This is a genomic window from Kitasatospora sp. NPDC058190, assembly GCF_042883685.1.
Lineage (GTDB): Bacteria > Actinomycetota > Actinomycetes > Streptomycetales > Streptomycetaceae > Kitasatospora.
Genome location: NZ_JBHVVI010000092.1, coordinates 16,099 through 35,722 on the forward strand (window position 1 = coordinate 16,099; position 19,624 = coordinate 35,722).

General features: G+C 72.7%; 19 protein-coding genes. 15 read left to right on the forward strand and 4 right to left on the reverse strand.

The window, feature by feature from the left end; translation table 11 throughout:
• The first annotated feature begins 1 nt into the window (after position 1).
• On the forward strand, positions 2-700 hold the full coding sequence (locus ACFVWU_RS32580; protein ID WP_387627578.1) for a hypothetical protein: 699 nt from the start codon (positions 2-4) through the stop codon (positions 698-700).
• A gap of 63 nt (positions 701-763) precedes the next feature.
• Here the strand turns inward: ACFVWU_RS32580 and ACFVWU_RS32585 are convergent, their stop codons facing one another.
• Positions 764-2,983 (reverse strand): NADP-dependent isocitrate dehydrogenase, encoded by a 2,220-nt coding sequence (locus ACFVWU_RS32585; protein WP_387627579.1) that lies wholly within the window; start codon positions 2,981-2,983, stop codon positions 764-766.
• A 435-nt stretch (positions 2,984-3,418) separates the two neighbouring features.
• On the opposite strand from ACFVWU_RS32585, the gene ACFVWU_RS32590 reads away from it, so the two are divergent.
• Positions 3,419-3,730 (forward strand): SAV_915 family protein, encoded by a 312-nt coding sequence (locus ACFVWU_RS32590; protein WP_387627581.1) that lies wholly within the window; start codon positions 3,419-3,421, stop codon positions 3,728-3,730.
• The gene (locus ACFVWU_RS32595; protein ID WP_387627583.1) at positions 3,727-4,056 is read left to right on the forward strand and encodes a hypothetical protein; all 330 of its coding nucleotides are present in this window, start codon (positions 3,727-3,729) and stop codon (positions 4,054-4,056) included. The genes ACFVWU_RS32590 and ACFVWU_RS32595 overlap by 4 nt, the downstream gene beginning before the upstream one ends.
• A gap of 45 nt (positions 4,057-4,101) precedes the next feature.
• Here the strand turns inward: ACFVWU_RS32595 and ACFVWU_RS32600 are convergent, their stop codons facing one another.
• Positions 4,102-4,356: a hypothetical protein gene (locus ACFVWU_RS32600; RefSeq protein WP_387627585.1), complete on the reverse strand. Its 255-nt coding sequence runs from the start codon at positions 4,354-4,356 to the stop codon at positions 4,102-4,104.
• 78 nt (positions 4,357-4,434) lie between these two features.
• Positions 4,435-5,292, reverse strand: a complete 858-nt coding sequence (locus ACFVWU_RS32605) for an EamA family transporter (protein WP_387627587.1) — start codon at positions 5,290-5,292, stop codon at positions 4,435-4,437.
• Between the two features lie 250 nt (positions 5,293-5,542).
• On the opposite strand from ACFVWU_RS32605, the gene ACFVWU_RS32610 reads away from it, so the two are divergent.
• The 3 genes from ACFVWU_RS32610 (at position 5,543) to ACFVWU_RS32620 (ending at position 10,533) form a co-directional block, all read left to right on the forward strand.
• Positions 5,543-6,463, forward strand: a complete 921-nt coding sequence (locus ACFVWU_RS32610; RefSeq protein WP_387627589.1) for a serine/threonine dehydratase — start codon at positions 5,543-5,545, stop codon at positions 6,461-6,463.
• 919 nt (positions 6,464-7,382) lie between these two features.
• Entirely contained in the window at positions 7,383-7,994 is a 612-nt protein-coding gene (locus ACFVWU_RS32615; protein ID WP_387627591.1) for a hypothetical protein, read from the forward strand.
• Between the two features lie 880 nt (positions 7,995-8,874).
• Complete coding sequence (locus ACFVWU_RS32620) at positions 8,875-10,533, forward strand: APC family permease (RefSeq protein ID WP_387627593.1); 1,659 nt, start codon at positions 8,875-8,877, stop codon at positions 10,531-10,533.
• A gap of 81 nt (positions 10,534-10,614) precedes the next feature.
• Here ACFVWU_RS32620 and ACFVWU_RS32625 read toward each other — a convergent pair whose 3' ends face one another.
• Entirely contained in the window at positions 10,615-12,240 is a 1,626-nt protein-coding gene (locus tag ACFVWU_RS32625; RefSeq protein ID WP_387627595.1) for an FAD-dependent oxidoreductase, read from the reverse strand.
• A 305-nt stretch (positions 12,241-12,545) separates the two neighbouring features.
• Between ACFVWU_RS32625 and ACFVWU_RS32630 the strand changes: the two genes are divergently transcribed.
• The 9 genes from ACFVWU_RS32630 (at position 12,546) to ACFVWU_RS32670 (ending at position 19,468) form a co-directional block, all read left to right on the forward strand.
• Positions 12,546-13,712: a SchA/CurD-like domain-containing protein gene (locus ACFVWU_RS32630; RefSeq protein WP_387627596.1), complete on the forward strand. Its 1,167-nt coding sequence runs from the start codon at positions 12,546-12,548 to the stop codon at positions 13,710-13,712.
• Positions 13,713-13,729: 17 nt separating this feature from the next.
• Positions 13,730-14,155, forward strand: coding sequence for a cupin domain-containing protein (locus ACFVWU_RS32635; RefSeq protein WP_387627598.1), 426 nt, complete (start codon positions 13,730-13,732; stop codon positions 14,153-14,155).
• Positions 14,152-15,408, forward strand: coding sequence for a beta-ketoacyl-[acyl-carrier-protein] synthase family protein (locus ACFVWU_RS32640; RefSeq protein WP_387627599.1), 1,257 nt, complete (start codon positions 14,152-14,154; stop codon positions 15,406-15,408). The genes ACFVWU_RS32635 and ACFVWU_RS32640 overlap by 4 nt, the downstream gene beginning before the upstream one ends.
• A gap of 5 nt (positions 15,409-15,413) precedes the next feature.
• Positions 15,414-16,655, forward strand: coding sequence for a ketosynthase chain-length factor (locus ACFVWU_RS32645; protein WP_387627600.1), 1,242 nt, complete (start codon positions 15,414-15,416; stop codon positions 16,653-16,655).
• 83 nt (positions 16,656-16,738) lie between these two features.
• The gene (locus ACFVWU_RS32650; protein WP_387627602.1) at positions 16,739-16,999 is read left to right on the forward strand and encodes an acyl carrier protein; all 261 of its coding nucleotides are present in this window, start codon (positions 16,739-16,741) and stop codon (positions 16,997-16,999) included.
• A gap of 1 nt (position 17,000) precedes the next feature.
• The gene (locus ACFVWU_RS32655) at positions 17,001-17,456 is read left to right on the forward strand and encodes an SRPBCC family protein (protein ID WP_387627604.1); all 456 of its coding nucleotides are present in this window, start codon (positions 17,001-17,003) and stop codon (positions 17,454-17,456) included.
• Positions 17,453-17,782, forward strand: coding sequence for a TcmI family type II polyketide cyclase (locus ACFVWU_RS32660; RefSeq protein ID WP_387627606.1), 330 nt, complete (start codon positions 17,453-17,455; stop codon positions 17,780-17,782). The genes ACFVWU_RS32655 and ACFVWU_RS32660 overlap by 4 nt, the downstream gene beginning before the upstream one ends.
• A 289-nt stretch (positions 17,783-18,071) precedes the next feature.
• Entirely contained in the window at positions 18,072-18,626 is a 555-nt protein-coding gene (locus ACFVWU_RS32665; protein ID WP_387627608.1) for a hypothetical protein, read from the forward strand.
• A 125-nt stretch (positions 18,627-18,751) separates the two neighbouring features.
• On the forward strand, positions 18,752-19,468 hold the full coding sequence (locus ACFVWU_RS32670) for a class F sortase (RefSeq protein ID WP_387627610.1): 717 nt from the start codon (positions 18,752-18,754) through the stop codon (positions 19,466-19,468).
• The last annotated feature ends 156 nt before the right edge of the window (positions 19,469-19,624 follow it).

Sequence of the window (19,624 nt, forward strand, 5' to 3'; positions counted from 1 at the left end):
TGTGACGTACGGGACGACGGACCGGACCCGGGGCGAGTGGAGCACACTGCAGCGGGCCTGCGTGCTGGTGGCCCTGGTGGCGGCCCTGGTCGCCTCGGTGGTGGGCGGGCTGGCCGTCTGGCAGTGGCTGGCCGACGACCAGGGGTTGCAGCCCGCTTACGGGTGGGCCGTGGGGGCAGCCGTGCTGGTCGGCCTCGCGGCCGCCGTGCCGTTCCGGCGACAGGACGTCTGGCTCGAAGCCGTCCTGGTCTTCGTCGTGTTCATGTTCCTGCCGCCGCTGGTCGGCGTCGGGGCGGCGGCGTCCGCGACCAGCGACATCCGGGAGTGGGGGCGCACCGGCCAAGCGGTGACGGCCACGCTGAGCGGCTGCTACGTCTCCGGCTCGCAGCCGGTGGACACGGACCGGGGCACGGTCGGCTCGAATGACCTCTACAGCTGCACCTACCGCTGGACGGCGGCCGGGCAGGACTGGGAGCAGGTCCGCCGCTCCCCGAACGGCAACCACCCGGACGGCTACCACGAGCAGGTGTGGGCGGACGGCACGACCGGCGATGTGGCCGAGCACCACCCGATCAGGATCGGCCTGTGCCTCCTGCTCGCCCTCGTCTGCCTGCTCGTCACCGTGCCGTCCTGGGGCGCGCACCTGGAGCTGCTCCACCGGGACGGCCTGATCGGCCATCGCCCGAAGGCCGCCGCCTGAGCACGCCGGAGGCCCCGGGTCCGAACCGGACCCGGGGCCTCCGTCAGCTCAACTCGACTGGTGTCAGCCGAGGTTGGCGAGCGCCTCGTTGAAGGTCTTGGACGGGCGCATCACGGCGGCGGCCTTGGCCGGGTCCGGCTGGTAGTAGCCCCCGAGGTCCACGGCCGAGCCCTGGACGGCGATCAGCTCGTCCACGATGGCCTGCTCCTGCTCGGTCAGCACCTTGGCCAGACCGTCGAAGGCCTTGGCCAGCTCGGCGTCGGCGGTCTGCTTGGCCAGCTCCTGGGCCCAGTACATGGCCAGGTAGAAGTGGCTGCCGCGGTTGTCGATGCCACCGAGGCGGCGGCTCGGCGACTTGTCCTCGTTGAGGAAGGTGCCGGTGGCGCGGTCCAGGGTGTCGGCCAGCACCTGGGCGTGGGCGTTGCCGGTGCTGGTGGCCAGGTGCTCGAAGCTGGCGGCCAGCGCGAAGAACTCGCCCAGGCTGTCCCAGCGCAGGTAGTTCTCCTTGACCAGCTGCTGGACGTGCTTCGGGGCGGAGCCGCCGGCGCCGGTCTCGAACAGGCCGCCGCCCGCCATCAGCGGGACGACCGACAGCATCTTGGCGCTGGTGCCCAGCTCCAGGATCGGGAACAGGTCGGTCAGGTAGTCACGCAGCACGTTGCCGGTCACCGAGATGGTGTTCTCGCCGCGGCGGATGCGCTCCAGCGAGAACTTGGTGGCCTCGACCGGGGACTTGATCTCGATCTGCAGGCCGTTGGTGTCGTGCTCCGGCAGGTAGGTCTTGACCTTCTCGATCAGCACGGCGTCGTGGGCGCGGTTCCCGTCCAGCCAGAACACCGCCGGGTCGCCGGTGGCGCGGGCGCGGGTGACGGCCAGCTTGACCCAGTCCTGGATCGGCGCGTCCTTGGTCTGGCAGGCGCGGAAGATGTCGCCCGGCTGGACGGCCTGCTCCAGCACCACGTTGCCCTCGGCGTCGACCAGGCGGACGGTGCCGGCGGCCGCGATCTCGAAGGTCTTGTCGTGGGAGCCGTACTCCTCGGCCGCCTGGGCCATCAGGCCGACGTTCGGGACCGAGCCGATGGTGGCCGGGTCCAGGGCGCCGTTGGCGCGGCAGTCGTCGATGACGGCCTGGTACACGCCGGCGTAGCTGTGGTCCGGCAGCACGGCGAGGGTGTCGGCCTCCTGGCCGTCCGGGCCCCACATGTGGCCGGAGGTGCGGATCATGGCCGGCATCGAGGCGTCGACGATGACGTCGCTCGGCACGTGCAGGTTGGTGATGCCCTTGTCCGAGTCGACCATGGCCAGCGCCGGGCCGTCGGCCAGCTCGGCCTCGAAGGAGGCCTTGATCTCCGCGCCGTTCGCCAGCTTGTCCAGGCCGGCCAGGATGCCGCCGAGGCCGTTGTTCGGGTTCAGACCGGCGGCGACCAGCGCCTCGCCGTAGGCGGCGAAGGTCTTCGGGAAGAAGGCGCGGACCACGTGGCCGAAGATGATCGGGTCGGAGACCTTCATCATGGTGGCCTTGAGGTGCACCGAGAACAGCACGCCCTCGGCCTTGGCGCGGGCGACCTGGGCGGCCAGGAACTCGTTCAGGGCGGCGGCGCGCATCACGGAGGCGTCGACGACCTCGCCGGCCAGCACCGGGACCTTCTCGCGCAGCACGGTGGTGGTGCCGTCCTGGCCGAGCAGCTCGATGCGCAGGGCGCCGTCGGCGGCGATCACGGCGGACTTCTCGGTGCTCGCGAAGTCGTTCTCGCCCATGGTGGCGACATTGGTCTTGGACTCGGCGGTCCAGGCGCCCATGCGGTGCGGGTGGGTCTTGGCGTAGTTCTTGACCGACAGCGGGGCGCGGCGGTCGGAGTTGCCCTCGCGCAGGACCGGGTTGACGGCGCTGCCCTTGACCTTGTCGTAGCGGGCGCGGACGTCCTTGTCCTCGTCGGTCTGCGGGTCGTCCGGGTAGTCCGGCAGGGCGTAGCCCTGGGCCTGCAGCTCGGCGATGGCGGCCTTCAGCTGCGGCACGGAGGCCGAGATGTTCGGCAGCTTGATGATGTTGGCGCCCGGGGTCTTGGCGAGCTCACCGAGCTCGGCCAGGGCGTCGCCGATCCGCTGGGCCTCGGTCAGACGCTCCGGGAAGGTGGCGATGATGCGCCCGGCCAGGGAGATGTCACGGGTCTCCACCCGCACACCCGCCGTCGAGGCGTACGCCTGGACAACCGGCAGGAACGAGTAGGTCGCCAGGGCCGGAGCCTCGTCGGTGTGCGTATAGATGATGGTCGAGTCAGTCATCGGTACTCCGCTTCACGTCTCCAACGTCTTGACGTCAAGATATCTCGTCCCGGGCCCCTCGCTCCACCTCCCCCCGCCCCGGAGTGCGCGCCGGTCGGCTCCGGGGGCACTCCGGCGGCGCTCCGGCGGCCGCGACGACGGCCGCGACGGCGCCCGACTCCACCGTGGTCCGGGGCGGGACGGGAGGCAAGCGGAGCGCTCCCGGGCCGTCCGGATCAGGTGTCGGTCGGACACTGTTCGGGTCGTGGTCGGGCAGCGTTCGGGCGAGCGCGGAAGTGGTGTCGTCCAATCGGGTGAGTCGGGTGTCAGGAGTGCGTCAACGCACCACCCCATTCGGTCAACGCTGCGTCAGGACCGGCGACGCCGCACCCGGCCCGGCCTAGCGTCGAGGAAGTAGTCCCGGCAGGCACCACCACCCCACTCGGGAGCGTTCGCATGGCCCGCGTCGTCTGGCACGTTCCGGTCACCGCCACCATCACCGGCACCGGAAGCCCCACCGCCCTCCGCCTGTTCCGTCTGCGCGACGGCCGCCGCTGCGCGGTCGGGTTCTCCAGCCCCGAGTCCCTCACCGCCCTCCTGGGACCGGACCAGGCCCACATCGAGATCGGCGAACCCGCCCTGCGCGACCTCACCGCCCCGCTCGGGGTCGACACCCTGGTCCTGGACCCACGGCTGGTCGCCCCGCCCGTATCCGTCCCGGCTCCGACGCCCGCCCCGGCCCCGACCGCCCAGCTCCAGCACCGGTGACGGCCCCGCTCCAGCTGGTCCCGGCCGGACTCGAACCCGTGCCGGGCCGGCCCGAGCAGGCCCGCGCCCTGCACGCGATCGCCCGGGTCAACTACGGGCCGACCCCGCTCGACTTCGACCGGCTGGCCGCGGAGTTCCCGGCGGTCCAGAGCGGCCTGGCCCTCGCCGGGGACGCCGACCTGGAGCTCCGCCTGGCCTGCACCGGCCCGGAGGAGTTACGGGCGGTCGCCACCGCGCTCCACCGGGCGGGCGCCGCCAGGGTCCGGATCGACCTGGTGCTGCGGGCGCTGACCCCGCAGCCGGTGACCCTGCGGCCGGTGCCGTGAACGGCGGTCTCGGGAGAGCCCGCCGCCCTCAAGACGGACAGGCCCTCAGCCCTCCTCGCCCGGGCGCGGGTTCGGGTTGACCGCCTGCCCGTCGATCGGCTCGCCCCAGGCGTCCTCACCGACGGCGTCGACGCAGTAGCCGCTGCCCTCGACGCGTCCTCCCGCACCCCGGCACTGCTCGGCGGTGACATCGCGCCTGCCGCTCGCCGACGCGAAGGCGGCGGGCGCGGTGGAGCCGGCGGCGACGAGGACGGCGGTGGTGGTCGTGACGGCCACCCGGGCCAGGAGTGAGAGGTTCATGCGGCCCACGAGAGCACGACGGCGTGCGCCCGGCGAGCACGATTCGCCCTGTCGGGTGCCCACCGCCGTCCTCGGTCGCTACGACCGGGCCAGCGCCGCGATCGCGGCCAGCAGCAGCGCCGAGCCGGCCACCAGGCCCGCGGTGAGCGGCTCGCCGAGGAGCAGCACCCCGATCACCGCCGCCGTCGCCGGCTCCAGCAGCACCAGTACCGCGGCCGTGGTCCCCGGTACGGCGGTGAGTCCGGTGAAGTACCACCGGTAGGCGAGCAGGGTCGGCACCGTCCCGAGGAAGAGCAGCGCTCCCCCGGTCAGCGCCGGGTCCCCGGCTGTCGGCAGCACGCCCTGGACGGCCGCGAACGGCACCAGGCAGAGCAGCCCGGTGGTGAAGGCGCCGGTGCTGGCTTTCGCCGTACCACCGCCGCGCGCCCACAGGGTCAGCCCGCTCTGGCCGGCGCCGGCGAGCAGCGCCAGGGCGACGCCCAGCGCCGGGCGCGGCCCGGCGGCCGGAGCGGCGACCAGCAGCACGAGCCCGCCGAGGGCCAGGACCACGGCGGCCACCGCCCGTCGGGTGAGGCGTTCGCCGAGCAGCACGTGGGCGCCGAGGCTGGTGAGCACCGGCCCGGCGCCGATGGTGATCAGGGTGCCCAGCCCCAGGCCCGCGTACTGCACGGAACCGAAGTAGGCGCACTGGCTGACGGCCAGCCCGATCCCGGTCAGCACGGCGGCGCCCCGGCGGCCGCCGCTCGTCCTGCCGGAGGGCAGCAGCGCCAGACAGAGCGCCGCGACGCCGAAGCGCCAGCAGGTGACGGCCACGGGGCCGAGCCCGCTGGTGCGCAGCAGCAGCGCGGCCACGGCTCCGCCCACGCCCCAGGCGACGGCGGCGGCGGAAATGGACAACAGGCCGTGCCGGAACGGCACGGCGGCGTAGGAGGTCATGCGTCGGTACTCCACGATGGATCGCCGGTTCGGGTCCGCGGGGTCGGCGGGCGGCAGCCATCGCCCCGGCGACGGCGGGCACTCCCGCTCGGCCGGGTCGGGTGAAGTACGCCGCCCGCTAGCGGACCGGCGGCGGGAGGATCACGAAACGCACGAGGGCCAGCCTACGCCGCCCGTCGGCGATCTTTTCCGGCCCGCCCGCGCCGACTACGGTCGAGCGGGAGCACCCCCGGGCGAAGGAGCACGCGCGATGAACCAGCTGACGCACGACGAGGTCAAGGCTGCTGGGCAGCGGATCGCCGGGCGGGTGCGGCCGGTCGCGGTGGCGCCGGGTGACGACGGCGGACGGACCTGGCTGGCACTGGAGTTCCTGCAGCACACCGGCAGCTTCAAGGCCCGCGGCGCGCAGAACTTCCTGCTCGCCCACGCCGAGGCGGGCGCCCTCCCGTCGGCCGGGGTCACCATCGCCTCGGGCGGCAACGCCGGGCTGGCCTGCGCCTGGGCGGCACGCGAACTCGGCGTCCGGGCAACGGTGTTCCTGCCGGAGACGGCCTCACCGGTGAAGCTGGCGCGGCTGCGCTCGTACGGTGCCGAGGTGCGGCTGGTCGGCCGGGAGTACGCGGAGGCGCTGGCGGCCTGCGAGGAGTTCGCGGCGGACAGCGGGGCGCTGGCTTCGCACGCGTACGACCACCCGCTGATCGCGGCCGGGGCGGGGACGGTCCTGGAGGAGATCCGCGCCCGGGTGCCCGGGCTGGACACGGTGGTGGTGTCGGTGGGCGGCGGCGGGCTGTTCGCCGGGGTCGCGGTCGCGGCCCGCGAGCACGGTGTCCGCGTGGTGGCGGTGGAGCCGGAGGGCAGTCGGGCCCTCCACGCGGCACTGGCGGCGGGCCGCCCGGTGGACGTCCCGGTCGCGTCGGTGGCTCAGGACGCGCTCGGCGCCCGCCGGGCCACCGCCCTCGCCGTGCACGCGGCCGGGCACGAGAGCGTCCGCTCGGTACTGGTGTCCGACGACGCCATCGTGCGGGCCCGGCGGCAGCTGTGGGACGAGCGCCGGATCGCCGTCGAGCACGCCGCCTCCACCGCCCTGGCGGCACTGGACCAGGTGGACGGCGAGCGCATCGCCGTCCTCCTGTGCGGCGCCAACACGGATCCGTCGGACCTCGTGCGGTAGCAGCACCGTCACGCCGTTCACGAGTCGACGGATGATCGGCCCCCAGGGTGGCGGGCACGAAGCACTCGACAGCGCTCGCCACCCGGCCGCGGCTGTGGTGGCTTCCTCGGCCGCCCCCGCCCCGCGGAGGCCGCCCGCGCCACGTCGCGGGCGCCGTCCCGGTCAGCGGCACCCGGCGCCGGTGGACGCCACCGGTCCGGACGGCACCACCCACCCCCAGCGGCCACCCCGCGTCGGGCGCCGACCCCGACGCCGGCGACAGCCCTGACGATCACCCGGGACCCGCCTGACGGTCGACCAGCCGCCTCGGCCGATCGCCGACGCCCGGCGGATCCAGGCGGCGCCCAGCTCCCGCTGCCCATCACTGATGGCCTGAACTCGCCCGACCCACACCGCATGTGACGAAGACCGAGCGAAAAGGTCCCGCCCTCCGACCACTCGGAGGGCGGGACTTTTTTCATGACGGGCGCGAGGAAAAAGATCATCAGAGTTCTCATGCGACGGATCGCGGAGAAGCCGAGAGATCCCCCCCTCGCCGACGCGAATCCCGACAGTCGCGCCACGGCCGTACGACCCGGATCAGGAGCCCTCGGGGCGGGCCGCAAGGCCGTCAATTTGGCACCCCGTCATTCCGGTCCGACGCCGCCTGCACCCCGGAGAGCGCCAAAAGGGTGAGCAGGAGTCAGTGGCCACCCGAAAGACCCAATCCGCGCCGTCAACTCCCCCTCAAATAAGGCGTTTTGAGAAATCTGATAGCCGACCATGCCGACCCCCGAAAACAGGGTCAGAGCGCCCCAGGTCCCCCATTTGGCCCCCCTCATCAACCATTCGGCACGGGTTGATATGACAGTCCTTCAATCGGCCAGTACGTTCATATCTGTCGGCACCAAGCCGATCCAGTCGAGACAGGAGAAGTTCCATGAACAAGATGACCACCGCCATTGTCCTCGCGGCAACGGCAGGCGTGGCCGTCACCGGCATCACCTACGCGTCGGCTGCATCCGAGCCGGCCGCGAAGGCGGCGCCGGTCGTCCAGAAGGTGGCCCCCGAGGCCGCTCCGGCGGCTGTCGCCCCCGCCTCTCTCGCCCAGGCGCCGCTCGACGGCGGCTCGAAGGGCAACGAGGGCAAGGGCAACGAGGGCCGCGAGGAGCGCCGCGAGCACCGCGGGCACCGCGAGCACCGCGAGCGGGGCGTGATCCACGTCAACGAGCGGACGTACTCCGCGGACGACTTCGGCTGCATCACCGTGGTCAGCGGCCTGGGTGCCAAGTCGCTGAACATCCGCAACGACAGCTGGAGGGACGTCGAGGTCTTCAGCGGTGCGGTCTGCGACAACGGCGCCCCCATCGCCACCGTCGGGCCGCACAGCTCCAGCGACGGCGTTCACCCGAAGCGCGTGCACGAGGGCATCGAGGTTGACGACGGCGTCGTGGGCAGCTTCCGGGTCGCCCACCGCTTCCACGGTGGCGAGGGCCGCCACGAGGGTGGTCGCGGCGGCGAGGAGCGTGGCGAGGGTGGCTACCGCGACTGAGCCCGACCGGAGATACCGGAACTGAGCTCGACCGGGACGTCCGGACCTGAGCCAACGGCATGAAGTGGAGCCCCGGCCCGCCGAAATCGGGCCGGGGCACCAACATGGCTATTGTCCTACAGGTTTACGCGTCCTGCACGCGGGTGATGTCTGCCGGGTTGGCGCATAGCGGCCACCCGGTGGTCCAGCTTCGAAAGCGACGCGCAGCCAATCCCCGACGTCCGGCGGATCCAGGCGGTCCTCGACTGCCACTGGCCGCCGCCGAAGGTCCGAATTCGCTGCGCACACGACCCGTCTGGTGAAGGCAGTGCAGAGGTCCCGCGCTCCGATCGATCGGAGCGCGGGACTTCTGCATGGCGCCGACATTGACGTCGCGTCACGCGGGATCCACTTCCCGCGCGTCCGTACGCGGCGCGCCCCGGCACCCCTGCGCGTTGGCCGACGCCCCCAGCTGCACGACAGTCGTCGCACCACACCGGGCCGAGCCGGTTCACCGAGCGGGACCTCCGACTCGACGCCGCTCCGCCCGCCCCGCCCGACAGGCCGATCCCGCCCGCCGGCGACGCCGTCGACCGGCCATCGACCGGCCATCGACCGGGCCAACCGCATCACTATGCGGCGATCACCATTCCCATGAAACGACTGGCCGCCAATAATGCACGCTCGCCAGCCGATGCTCAATTCCGGCTCAAATCCTGGACCTACTCGCGAGTCACGTAATCCGCCGGAAGCTGCACCGCCCCCTACCAGCACGGATATCCGGCAAAGAAAGTAAACATTCAGCAATGAGGTCTGTGCAGAGGTCTATGAATAGCCCTACGGTGTGGCAACTCTCCGCGCTCCGCCCACCTCGGAGCCCCCACACACAGAGAGATCGCACATGGCTTCCCTCAACCAGATCTCGCCGCCCGGCCAGAACACCGGCACCAGCGGGACCGCCCACCGGTCGCTCAAGCGGCACGTCGGCCTCGTCGGCCTCATGTGGGCCTCGGTCGGCTCGATCATCGGCTCCGGCTGGCTCTTCGGCGCCAAGAGCGCCGTCACCGCCGCCGGCCCCGCGGCCATCATCTCGTGGGGCATCGGCGCCGTAGCGATCGTGCTGCTCGCCCTCGTCCACGCCGAGCTCGGCGGGCTCTTCCCGGTCTCGGGCGGCACCGCGCGCTACCCGCACTACGCCTTCGGCGGCCTGGCCGGCATGTCCTTCGGCTGGTTCTCCTGGCTCCAGGCGGCCACCGTGGCGCCGATCGAGGTCGAGGCCATGATCAACTACGCCAAGGACACGCCCTGGGCCAGCGGGCTGCTGAACGCCGACAAGACCCTGACCACCAGCGGGTTCGTCGTCGCGACCGCGCTGATGGCGGTATTCGTCGCGGTCAATTTCCTCGGCGTGAAGGTCCTCGCCCGGACCAACAGCATCGCGACCTGGCTGAAGATCTTCGTTCCTCTGTTCACGATCTTCCTGCTGGCGATCACCAGCTTCCACGGCTCCAACTTCACCTCGCACGGCTTCGCCCCGTTCGGCGCCAAGGGCGTGCTGGCCGCGATCAGCACCAGCGGCATCATCTTCGCGCTGCTGGGCTTCGAGCAGGCCATCCAGATCGCCGGTGAGAGCCGCAACCCCAAGCGCGACATCCCGCGCGCGGTGATCGGCTCGGTCGCCATCGGCACCCTGATCTACACCCTGCTGCAGGTCGTCTTCATCGGCGCGCTGCCGGTCAGCGCCTTCGCCAACGGCTGGGCGAAGCTCGACTTCCCCGGCATCGACGGCCCCTTCGCCGGTCTGGCCACCCTGGTCGGCCTCGGCTGGCTGTCCTACGTGCTGAAGGTCGACGCGGTGATCTCCCCCGGCGGCACCGGCCTGATCTACACCACCTCCACCTCGCGGATCTCCTACGGCCTGAGCCGCAACGGCTACGCCCCGCAGAAGTTCGAGCAGCTGGACAAGAACGGCGTGCCGTGGTTCGGCCTGATCATCTCCTTCGTGACCGGCGTGATCTGCTTCCTGCCCTTCCCCAGCTGGCAGGAGCTGGTCGGCTTCATCACCTCCGCCAGCGTGCTGATGTACGCCGGCGCCCCGCTGGCCTTCGGCGCCCTGCGCCGCCGGCTGCCCGAGCGTGAGCGCTCCTACCGGCTGCCGCTGGGCGGCGTGATCTCCCCGACCGCCTTCGTGGTCTCCAGCCTGATCATCTACTGGGCCGGCTGGCAGACCCTGTCCCGCCTGGGCATCGCCATCGTGCTCGGCTACCTCCTGCTGGGCAGCTACGCGGCGTACGCGATCAAGAAGGGCCTGCCGAACGCGCCGCGGCTCAACTGGAAGGCCGCCCAGTGGCTGCCGGTCTACCTGCTGGGCCTCGGCCTGATCTCCTGGCAGGGCGGCTTCGGGGACGGCACCGGCCGGATCCCGATGTGGTACGACATGGCGCTCGTCTCGGTGTTCTCGCTGGTCATCTACTTCTGGGCGATCCGGGTGGCGCTGCCCGCCGAGGAGATCGAGCGCGAGGTCGCCGACGTCGAGGTGGTCGACGCGGGCGGCCACTGACCCCCGCCGAACCCGTGGCAGGGCCCGCCGGACGTGCGTCCGGCGGGCCCTGCCGCGTTCTCCGCCACGGCTCCGACACCGCTAGAGGCTCAGCACCGCCCGCAGCGCCGCCGCGACCTCGGCCTCCGGGTCGTCGACCGGGCCGGGCGAGCGCCAGGCCACGAAGCCGTCCGGGCGCACCAGCAGCGCGCCGTCCGGGCCGATGCCGTGCAGGGCGGCGAAGTCCGCGCCCGGCTCCGGGGCCAGGTCGTCCTCGGCACCGTCGCCGATCCGGTAGCCGTCCAGCGGGACGGCCAGCCCGTCGGCCGCCCGCCGGGCGCCCTGCTGCCAGGCCGCGCCCCCGGGGCCGGTGAGCAGCACCATCGCCTGCTCGTACAGGTCCAGCGTGGACAGCCGCACGCCCGCGCGCAGCAGCCACTGGTGCGGGGCGCGGCTGCCCGGCTCGCCGGCCGACTCGAACGTCTCCGGGACGACCGCGCCGGACGGGTCGGTGCCGAGCACCGCGCCCTGCGGGTAGCGGTAGCCGAGCGCCACCGCCAGCACCCCGGCCTGGCGGCCGACGCCCGGGACCACCGCGTAGCCGGGGTGGCTGTGCTCGGCGGAACGGGCCGAGGCGCGCTCGCTGGTCACCCGGGCGACCGGGAGGCGCTCCTGTCCGTACGTCTCCAACAGACCGGGCCCGGCCCAGCCGCACAGGACGGCGGCGAGCTTCCAGGCCAGGTTGTGGGCGTCCTGGATGCCGGTGTTGGAGCCGAAGGCACCGGTCGGGGACATCTCGTGGGCCGAGTCCCCGGCGAGGAAGACCCGCCCGGCGCCGTACCGCTCGGCCACCCGTTCGGCGGCGTGCCAGGGCGCCTTGCCGGTCACCTCGACGTCCAGTTCCGGCAGGCCGACGGCGGTGCGGATGTGTCGCTCGCAGCGCTCGTCGGTGAAGGCCTCCAGCGGCTCGCCGTGCTCCGGGTGCCAGGGCGCGTGGAAGACCCACTCCGTCCGGTTGTCCACCGGCAGCAGCGCGCCGTCCGCCTCCGGATTGGTCAGGTAGCAGGCGATGAAGTGCCGGTCGCCGACCACCTCGGCCAGCCGCTTGGCGCGGAAGGTGATGCTGACGTTGTGGAACAGCTCGCCCTTGCCGGTCCGGCCGATGCCCAGGCTCTCGCGGACCGGGCTGCGCGGACCGTCCGCCGCGATCAGGTACTCCGAGCGCACCACCCGCTCCTCGCCGGTCTCCCGGCTGCGCAGCACCGAGGTCACGCCGCCCGCGTCCTGCTCGAAGGAGACCAGCTCGGTGCTGAACCGCACGTCACCGCCCAGCTCGCGGGCCGCCCGCAACAGCACCGGCTCCAGGTCGTTCTGGCTGCACAGGCACCACGAGCTGGGACTGAACCGGGCCAGCCGCCCGCCCGGGTCGATCTCCCGGAACAGCCACTCCTGCTCCGCGCCGGTCAGTGAGGGCGCCTGGAGGATGCCGTGGTTGGGGGCCAGCACCGAGGCCGCCTCGCGGATCGCCGGCTCGATCCCGGCCCCCCGGTACAGCTCCATCGTGCGGACGTTGTTGCCTCGGCCGCGCGGGTGATGCGAGGTGTCGGCGTGCTTCTCGACCAGCAGGTGCCTGACACCCAACCGGCCGAGGAACAGCGAGGCCGACAGCCCGACCAGGGACCCGCCCACGACCAGGACCGGCACCCGGTCGTCAACCTTCGGATTCATCGATTGCTCCACCCTGTAAGGGGATTCCGCGGCCCGGCTACTGGGCTCGGCGCCGCCCTCGACGGGCCCGCTCAACCGGGGGCCCCGCTCTTCCATCCCCCGCCGGAGGGGGGCTGTGCCGCCTCTTCGCCCGGATGGCCCGCAAATCTCGCGCCGCACCCGGTCGGCCGCTCACGATCGACCTCAGGCCTGGCGCCGACTGCCCCGGGCCGACCGCCACCGCACCTTCCTCGCCCAGGCCGGGAGCACCCGCCGGACGCGGCCGACACGGCCCGCAGCGTGCGGCCCAGAGCAGAAAGTGGATCATGACAACTCTGTCCGAACCGCAGTCGAAGCAGCACGAAGAGTCCGACACCCGGTTGAGGGTGGTGCTGATGCTGGAGCTCCAGGACGGCGCCCAGCAGCGTTTCCTCGACGTCTACGAACAGCTGCGCCACCAGGTGGCCGCGGTGCCCGGCCATGTCAGCGACCAGCTGTGCCAGTCGATCAACGACCCCCGCCAGTGGCTGATCACCAGCGAGTGGAGGGACCAGGAGACCTTCCTGGAGTGGGTGGAGAGCCCGGCCCACCGGGAGATGGTCAAGCCGATGCACGGCTGCGTCAGCGACAACTTCCGCTCGCTGCGCTACACCGTCCTGCGGGAGACCTCGGCGGCCGGCTCCACCGGCACCCGGGCCCCGATGGAGGTCCCGCCCGGGCTGCCGCGCAGCGAGCCCGCCGGGCACGTCGGCCCGCCGCAGGCCGACCCGGGCCCGGACGGCGTGATCCGCCACGCGCTGACCTTCACCGTCAAGCCCGGCAGCGAGGCCGAGGTGGCCCGCATCCTGGCCGGCTACGCCTCGCCGAAGGCCGAGGTGGACGAGCACACCCGGCTGCGCCGCACCTCGCTGTTCATGCACGGGAACCGGGTGGTCCGGGCGGTCGAGGTGGTCGGCAACCTGGGTGACGCGCTGCGCCACGTGGCGATGCAGCCCGAGGTGCGGGCGGTCGAGGCGGAGCTCAACCCGTACCTGGAGGAGGCCCGCCAGCTGGGCGACCCGATGGCCGCCCGCGCCTTCTTCGCCAAGGCGTCGCTGCCCGCCAGGCACCAGGCGATCGCCAGCTCCCCCGCCTCCGGGCGGCTGCACCGGCACGCCGTGCTGTACCCGGTCCGCCCGGGCCAGGGCCGGGCCGTCGCCGAGCTGCTCTTCGACCACGACAACCTCGCCACCGCCGACCCGACCGGCCCGGTCGCGGCGGCCATCGTGTTCCAGCGCGAGGACACCGTGGTGCGACTGGTCGACCTGCGGGTGCCGGCCGAGGCCGAGCCGGCGGCCGCGCTGGGCGTGGCGGGCGATCAGGAGGCCGCCGAGCTGGCCGGGCTGCTGGACCTCGGCCTGACGGGCGACCTGCGCACCGTCGCGGGACTGAGCGCGTTCCTCGCCGCCCGCACCATGAGCCCGGTCACCGACCGCAGTTCACAGAGCGACTGACCCGGAGGAGATCCATCATGACCACGCAGTACCCGCGGATCATCAACGTCGACGAGGCTCCGGAGAACCGCCGCCACGGCGCCGAGCTGCGCACCATGCTCACCCCTCCCAGCTGCGGGGCGACCAGCGGCTTCATGGGCCTGGCCATCCTCAAGCCCGGGGAGCGGATCAACGAGCACTACCACCCGTACTCCGAGGAGTTCGTGTTCGTCGTCTCCGGCGACCTGGAGGTGGACCTGGACGGGGAGACCCGGCCGCTCAAGCCCGACCAGGGCCTGATGATCCCGATCAACATGCGCCACCGCTTCCGCAACGTCGGCGACACCGAGGCCCGGATGGTCTTCCACTGCGGCCCGCTCGCCCCGCGCCCCGACCTCGGCCACGTGAGCACCGAGGAGACCGCCGCCTCCGGCCCGCCGGAACACGCCAAGGTGGCCTCGTGACCCGGCGGGTCGCCGTCACGGGAATAGGTGTGGTCGCGCCCGGAGGGATCGGGATCCCCGCCTTCTGGGACCTCCTGACGGCCGGCCGCACCGCCACCCGGGGCATCACCCTGTTCGACCCCACCGGGTTCCGGTCCCGGATCGCGGCCGAGTGCGACTTCGACCCGGCGGCCCACGGGCTGACCCCCGAGCAGGTCCGACGGGACGACCGCTACGTGCAGTTCGCGATGGTCGCGGCCGACGAGGCGATCGCCGACGCCGGACTGGACCTGGCCGCCGAGGACCCGTGGCGGGTCGCCGTCTCGCTCGGCACCGCCGTCGGCGGCACCACCCGGCTGGAGCACGACTACGCCATGGTCAGCGCCGGCGGCGCGCGCTGGGACGTGGACCACCGGCGGGCCGAGCCGCAGCTGCACCGGGCCTTCGCGCCCAGCACGCTGGCCTCCACGGTCGCCGAGCGGGTCGGCGCGCACGGCCCGGTGCAGACCGTCTCCACCGGCTGCACCTCCGGCCTGGACGCGATCGGCTACGGCTTCCAGGCGGTCGAGGAGGGGCGCGCCGACATCTGCGTGGCCGGCGCCTCCGACTCCCCGATCTCGCCGATCACCGTCGCCTGCTTCGACGCCATCAAGGCCACCAGCGAGCGCAACGACGACCCGGAGCACGCCTCCCGCCCCTTCGACGCCCACCGGGACGGCTTCGTCCTCGGCGAGGGCGGCGCCGTCCTGGTGCTGGAGGAGCTGGAGCACGCCCGCCGCCGCGGCGCGCGGATCTACGGCGAGGTCGGCGGCTTCGCCACCTTCGGCAACGCGTACCACATGACCGGCCTCACCAAGGAGGGGCTGGAGATGTCCCGGGCGATCGACCACGCGCTCGACCACGCCCGGGTCGACCGCACCGACGTCGACTACGTCAACGCGCACGGCTCGGGCACCAAGCAGAACGACCGGCATGAGACCGCCGCGGTCAAGCGCTCGCTCGGCAGCCACGCCTTCGGGACGCCGATGAGCTCGATCAAGTCGATGGTCGGGCACTCGCTCGGCGCGATCGGCGCCATCGAGGTGGTCGCCTGCACCCTGGCGCTCGCCCACGGCGTGGTGCCGCCGACCGCCAACTACGAGACTCCGGACCCGGAGTGCGACCTCGACTACGTGCCGCGCACAGCGCGCGAGCTGCCGCTGAGCCACATCCTCTCGGTCGGCAGCGGATTCGGCGGATTCCAGTCCGCCGTCGTGCTCAACAGAACGGGGTGAATTCCATGACGTCACGTCAGCAGGGCCGCCGGGCCGTGGTCACCGGCCTCGGTGTGGTGGCACCGAACGGTGTCGGGGCCGACGCCTTCTGGAAGGCCACCAGGCAGGGCGTGAGCGTCCTCGACCGGATATCCCGCGAGGGCTGCACCGAAATACCGCTCAAAGTCGCGGGTGAGGTGCGGCAGTTCGATCCCCGGTCGGTGATCGACAGTCGCTTCCTCGTGCAGACCGACCGGTTCACGCACTACGCGATGGCCGCCGCCGACCTGGCGGTGGCGGACGCCGGATTCCGGCCCGACCGCGAACAGCCCTTCGCGGTCGGCGTGGTGACCGCGGCCGGCTCCGGCGGCGGCGAGTTCGGCCAGCGCGAGCTCCAGCAACTCTGGGGCCAGGGACCGAAGTTCGTCGGGCCGTACCAGTCCATCGCCTGGTTCTACGCGGCCAGCACCGGCCAGATCTCGATCCGCGGCGGCTACAAGGGCCCGTGCGGGGTGGTCGCCAGCGACGAGGCCGGCGGCCTGGACGCCCTCGCGCACGCCGCCCGCTCCATCGAGCGCGGTACCGACGCGGTGGTGGTCGGCGCCGCCGAGGCCCCGCTGGCGCCGTACTCGATGGTCTGCCAGCTCGGCTACCCCGAACTGAGCCTGTCCGACCAGCCCGATGCGGCCTACCTGCCGTTCACCGCGCAGGCCTGCGGCTTCGCCCCCGCCGAGGGCGGCGCGATGCTGCTGCTGGAGGACGAACAGTCGGCCCGGCGGCGCGGCGCCACCATCCGGGCGCACCTGGCCGGGCACGGCGCCACCTTCACCGGGGCCTCCCGCTGGGAGCAGTCCCGGAACGGGCTGGCCGCCGCGATCCGGATCGCGCTGGACGAGGCCCGGACGGCGCCCGAGGAGATCGACGTGGTCTTCGCGGACGCCCTCGGCGTCCCCGCCGCCGACCGGGCCGAGGTCCTCGCGCTGGCCGACGCGCTCGGCCCGGACGCCGAGCGCGTCCCGGTCACCGCGCCCAAGTCCGGTACGGGGCGGGCCTACTGCGGCGCCCCGATGCTGGACGTGGCCGCCGCCGTACTGGCCATGGAGGACGGCGTGCTGCCGCCCACCCCCAACGTCACCGAGGTCTGCCACGACCTCGCCCTGGTGACCGACCGCGCCCGCCCGGCCGAGCTGCGCACCGCGCTGGTGCTCAGCCGCGGGCTGATGGGCTCCAACTCCGCACTGGTGCTCCGGCGCGGGGAGCTGCCCTGAACCTCGGCCCCGAACCTCGGCTCCGGACCGGGTCTGGCCTCCCGGTCCTGAACCACCCCGTTACTCCTCCGAAGGGAAATCACGTGAGCAACAACCTCAGCTATCCCGAGCTGGCCGCCCTGCTCCAGGCCCGGGCCGGCGTCACCGTCGACCCCGGCGACCTGGAGCAGCCGGGCGCGCAGTTCGAGGAGTTCGGCGTCGACTCGCTCGGACTGCTCGGCGTCGTCGGCGAGCTGGAGAACCGACACGGCCTCAAGGTCACCTCCGGCGCCGAGTCCGCCAAGACCCCGGCCGAGTTCATGGACCTGGTCAACACTTCCCTCGTCACGAAGGCTGGTGCCTGAGATGCCCGGACACACCGACAACGAGATCGTCATCAACGCCCCGCTCGACCTGGTCTGGGAGATGACCAACGACCTGGAGAACTGGCCGCAGCTGTTCAGCGAGTACGCCTCGGTGGAGGTGCTGGAGCGTGACGGCGACCGGGTGCGGTTCCGGCTCACCATGCACCCGGACGAGAACGGCATGGTGTGGAGCTGGGTCTCCGAGCGCACCACCGACAAGTCCTCGCTCGCGGTCGACGCCCGCCGGGTCGAGCCCGGCCCGTTCGAGTTCATGGAGATCCGCTGGGAGTACGCGGAGGTCCCGGCCGGCACCAGGATGCGCTGGATCCAGGACTTCGCGATGAAGCCCACCGCCCCGGTCGACGACAAGGGCATGGTCAACCACATCAACAAGAACTCCCGGATCCAGATGCAGCTGATCCGCGAGAAGGTCGAGAAGCGGGCGGCCGAGCAATGACCGGAACCCACCGCGCCCTGATCGTCGCCCGGATGAAGCCCGAGGCGGCCCCGGACATCGCCGAGGTGTTCGCCGACTCCGACCGCGGCGAACTGCCGCACTTGATCGGCGTCACCGGCCGCAGCCTCTTCCAGTTCGGCGACGTCTACCTGCACCTGATCGAGGCCGACCGCCCGCCGGGCCCGGCCGTCGCCAAGGTCATCGGCCACCCGGAGTTCCGGGCCGTCAGCGACCGCCTGACCGCCTTCGTCCAGGCCTACGACCCGGCCACCTGGCGCGAGCCGAAGGACGCGATGGCGCGCGAGTTCTACCGCTGGGAGCGCTGACCTCCCGCTCCCCGCTGCTCTCACTGTGGGCCCGCCCCCGGCCGTGCGCCGAGGGCGGGCCCAGGACGTACCACCCCGCACCCACACCGATTCACCCGAATCGCCGAGGCACCCGGGTGAACTTTCCCGGGACTCCACCCGAAGGGCGCACAGTCAGTACCGGCGCTGCCACGCTCCGGTGGCAGGCGGCCGCGCGGTGGTTGACGGTGGATCAGGCGCCATTGCCCGCGAACCCCCTGCCCGGCACCCCGTCGGCGGTCGCGGCCCCCGCGCCGGAAGGATCAACCTCATGCGTTCTGCACGCACGCTCCTCGCCGGGGCGGCCGTCGCGGCCGTCCTCACCGCCGGCGCCCCCATGGCCTTCGCCGACGGCTCCTCCGACCTGGGCAAGAACCTCACCTGGCAGGAGAAGTCCGACCGGGGCTCCGAAGGCCGAGGCGACGAAGGCCGCGGTAACGAAGGCCACGGTAACGAAGGCCGGGGCAATGAAGGCCACGGTAACGAAGGCCGAGGCAATGAAGGCCACGGCAATGAAGGCCACGGTAACGAAGGCCGAGGCAATGAAGGCCACGGCAACGAAGGCCGAGGCAACGAAGGCCACGGCAACGAAGGCCGAGGCAACGAAGGCCGAGGCAATGAAGGCCACGGTAACGAAGGCCGCGGCAACGAAGGCCGGGGCGAGGACCACAAGTCCCCGCACGGCGGCGTGCACACCGGCGGTGGCGGTATGGCGCTGACCGGCGGCGGCCTGGCCTCCGGCGCGGTGCTGCTGCTCGGCGGCCTCGGTGCCGGCGCCTACGCGCTGCGCCGCGGCCGCCGCACGTCCGGCGCCGCCGCCGTCTGATCCTGCCACCGCCGCCTCTGGGCGCCTCCCCCGGCCGGGGTGGGGCGCGCGGGGGCGGCGGGTCATTGCGGAACAGGCCCAGCCGGTTCCGGTGGTTCCAGCGGAACTTCGAGCGGAGGACAGGAATGACGGGCGGTCCCGGCTCCGGAATGCCCCGGCTGCTACGCACGGCGATGGGAGCGGCAGCGGTCGGCCTGCTGCTGATCTACAACTCGGTGGCCCCCCGGCCGAGTGGCGACTCGGCCGCCGGCCAGGCCGCCCGGCCGGCGGCCGCCGCACCCGCCGCACCCGCCGCCCCGGCGCCGTCGGCGCCGTCGGCGTCCGCTACCGCGGCCTCGAAGGGCGCCCCGGCGGCCGCCCCGGCCGCGGCGGCGCTGAAGCCGTCCAAGCCGACCCGGCTGCGGATCCCGCAGATCGCGGTGAACGCGCCGTTCACCGAACTCACCCTCAACCCGGCCGGCCAGCTCAACGCCCCGCCGCCGGACGACAAGAACCTGGTCGGCTGGTACCGGGACGGGGTCACCCCTGGCGAGCGCGGCAGCGCGGTCGTCGCCGGCCACGTCGACACCACCAAGGGCCCGGCGGTGTTCCTTCTTCTGAACCTGCTGCGGCCGGGCAACAAGGTCGAGGTGAGCCGGGCGGACGGCACGGTCGCGGTGTTCTCCGTCGACTCGGTGGAGACCTTCGCCAAGAACGCCTTCCCGGACCAGAAGGTGTACGGGAAGACCCCGGACGCCCAACTGCGGCTGATCACCTGCGGCGGCGCCTACGACAAGAAGCAGAAGGACTACCTGAACAACGTGGTGGTCTTCGCCCACCTGGAGTCCTCGCACAAGGCCTGAGCACACAGGGCCCGAGCGCACAGGGCCCGCCGGCAGGACCGACGGCCGCTGCTCCCCGGAGAGTCGGGGGGGGGCGGCCGGGGGGGGGTGGGGGGGCCAGGGGGCGCCCCGCACGAAAGGGGGCGGGGGGGGGGGTTGCGCGGGGGCCGCGGGGGC

Bases quoted from the DNA above. Each gene is read 5' to 3' on its own strand.
- ACFVWU_RS32585 (WP_387627579.1), bottom strand. From the start codon at position 2,983: ATGACTGACTCGACCATCATCTATACGCACACCGACGAGGCTCCGGCC.
- ACFVWU_RS32590 (WP_387627581.1), top strand. From the start codon at position 3,419: ATGGCCCGCGTCGTCTGGCACGTTCCGGTCACCGCCACCATCACCGGC.
- ACFVWU_RS32600 (WP_387627585.1), bottom strand. From the start codon at position 4,356: ATGAACCTCTCACTCCTGGCCCGGGTGGCCGTCACGACCACCACCGCC.
- ACFVWU_RS32605 (WP_387627587.1), bottom strand. From the start codon at position 5,292: ATGACCTCCTACGCCGCCGTGCCGTTCCGGCACGGCCTGTTGTCCATT.
- ACFVWU_RS32610 (WP_387627589.1), top strand. From the start codon at position 5,543: ATGAACCAGCTGACGCACGACGAGGTCAAGGCTGCTGGGCAGCGGATC.
- ACFVWU_RS32615 (WP_387627591.1), top strand. From the start codon at position 7,383: ATGAACAAGATGACCACCGCCATTGTCCTCGCGGCAACGGCAGGCGTG.
- ACFVWU_RS32620 (WP_387627593.1), top strand. From the start codon at position 8,875: ATGGCTTCCCTCAACCAGATCTCGCCGCCCGGCCAGAACACCGGCACC.
- ACFVWU_RS32625 (WP_387627595.1), bottom strand. From the start codon at position 12,240: ATGAATCCGAAGGTTGACGACCGGGTGCCGGTCCTGGTCGTGGGCGGG.
- ACFVWU_RS32630 (WP_387627596.1), top strand. From the start codon at position 12,546: ATGACAACTCTGTCCGAACCGCAGTCGAAGCAGCACGAAGAGTCCGAC.
- ACFVWU_RS32635 (WP_387627598.1), top strand. From the start codon at position 13,730: ATGACCACGCAGTACCCGCGGATCATCAACGTCGACGAGGCTCCGGAG.
- ACFVWU_RS32645 (WP_387627600.1), top strand. From the start codon at position 15,414: ATGACGTCACGTCAGCAGGGCCGCCGGGCCGTGGTCACCGGCCTCGGT.
- ACFVWU_RS32655 (WP_387627604.1), top strand. From the start codon at position 17,001: ATGCCCGGACACACCGACAACGAGATCGTCATCAACGCCCCGCTCGAC.
- ACFVWU_RS32660 (WP_387627606.1), top strand. From the start codon at position 17,453: ATGACCGGAACCCACCGCGCCCTGATCGTCGCCCGGATGAAGCCCGAG.
- ACFVWU_RS32665 (WP_387627608.1), top strand. From the start codon at position 18,072: ATGCGTTCTGCACGCACGCTCCTCGCCGGGGCGGCCGTCGCGGCCGTC.
- ACFVWU_RS32670 (WP_387627610.1), top strand. From the start codon at position 18,752: ATGACGGGCGGTCCCGGCTCCGGAATGCCCCGGCTGCTACGCACGGCG.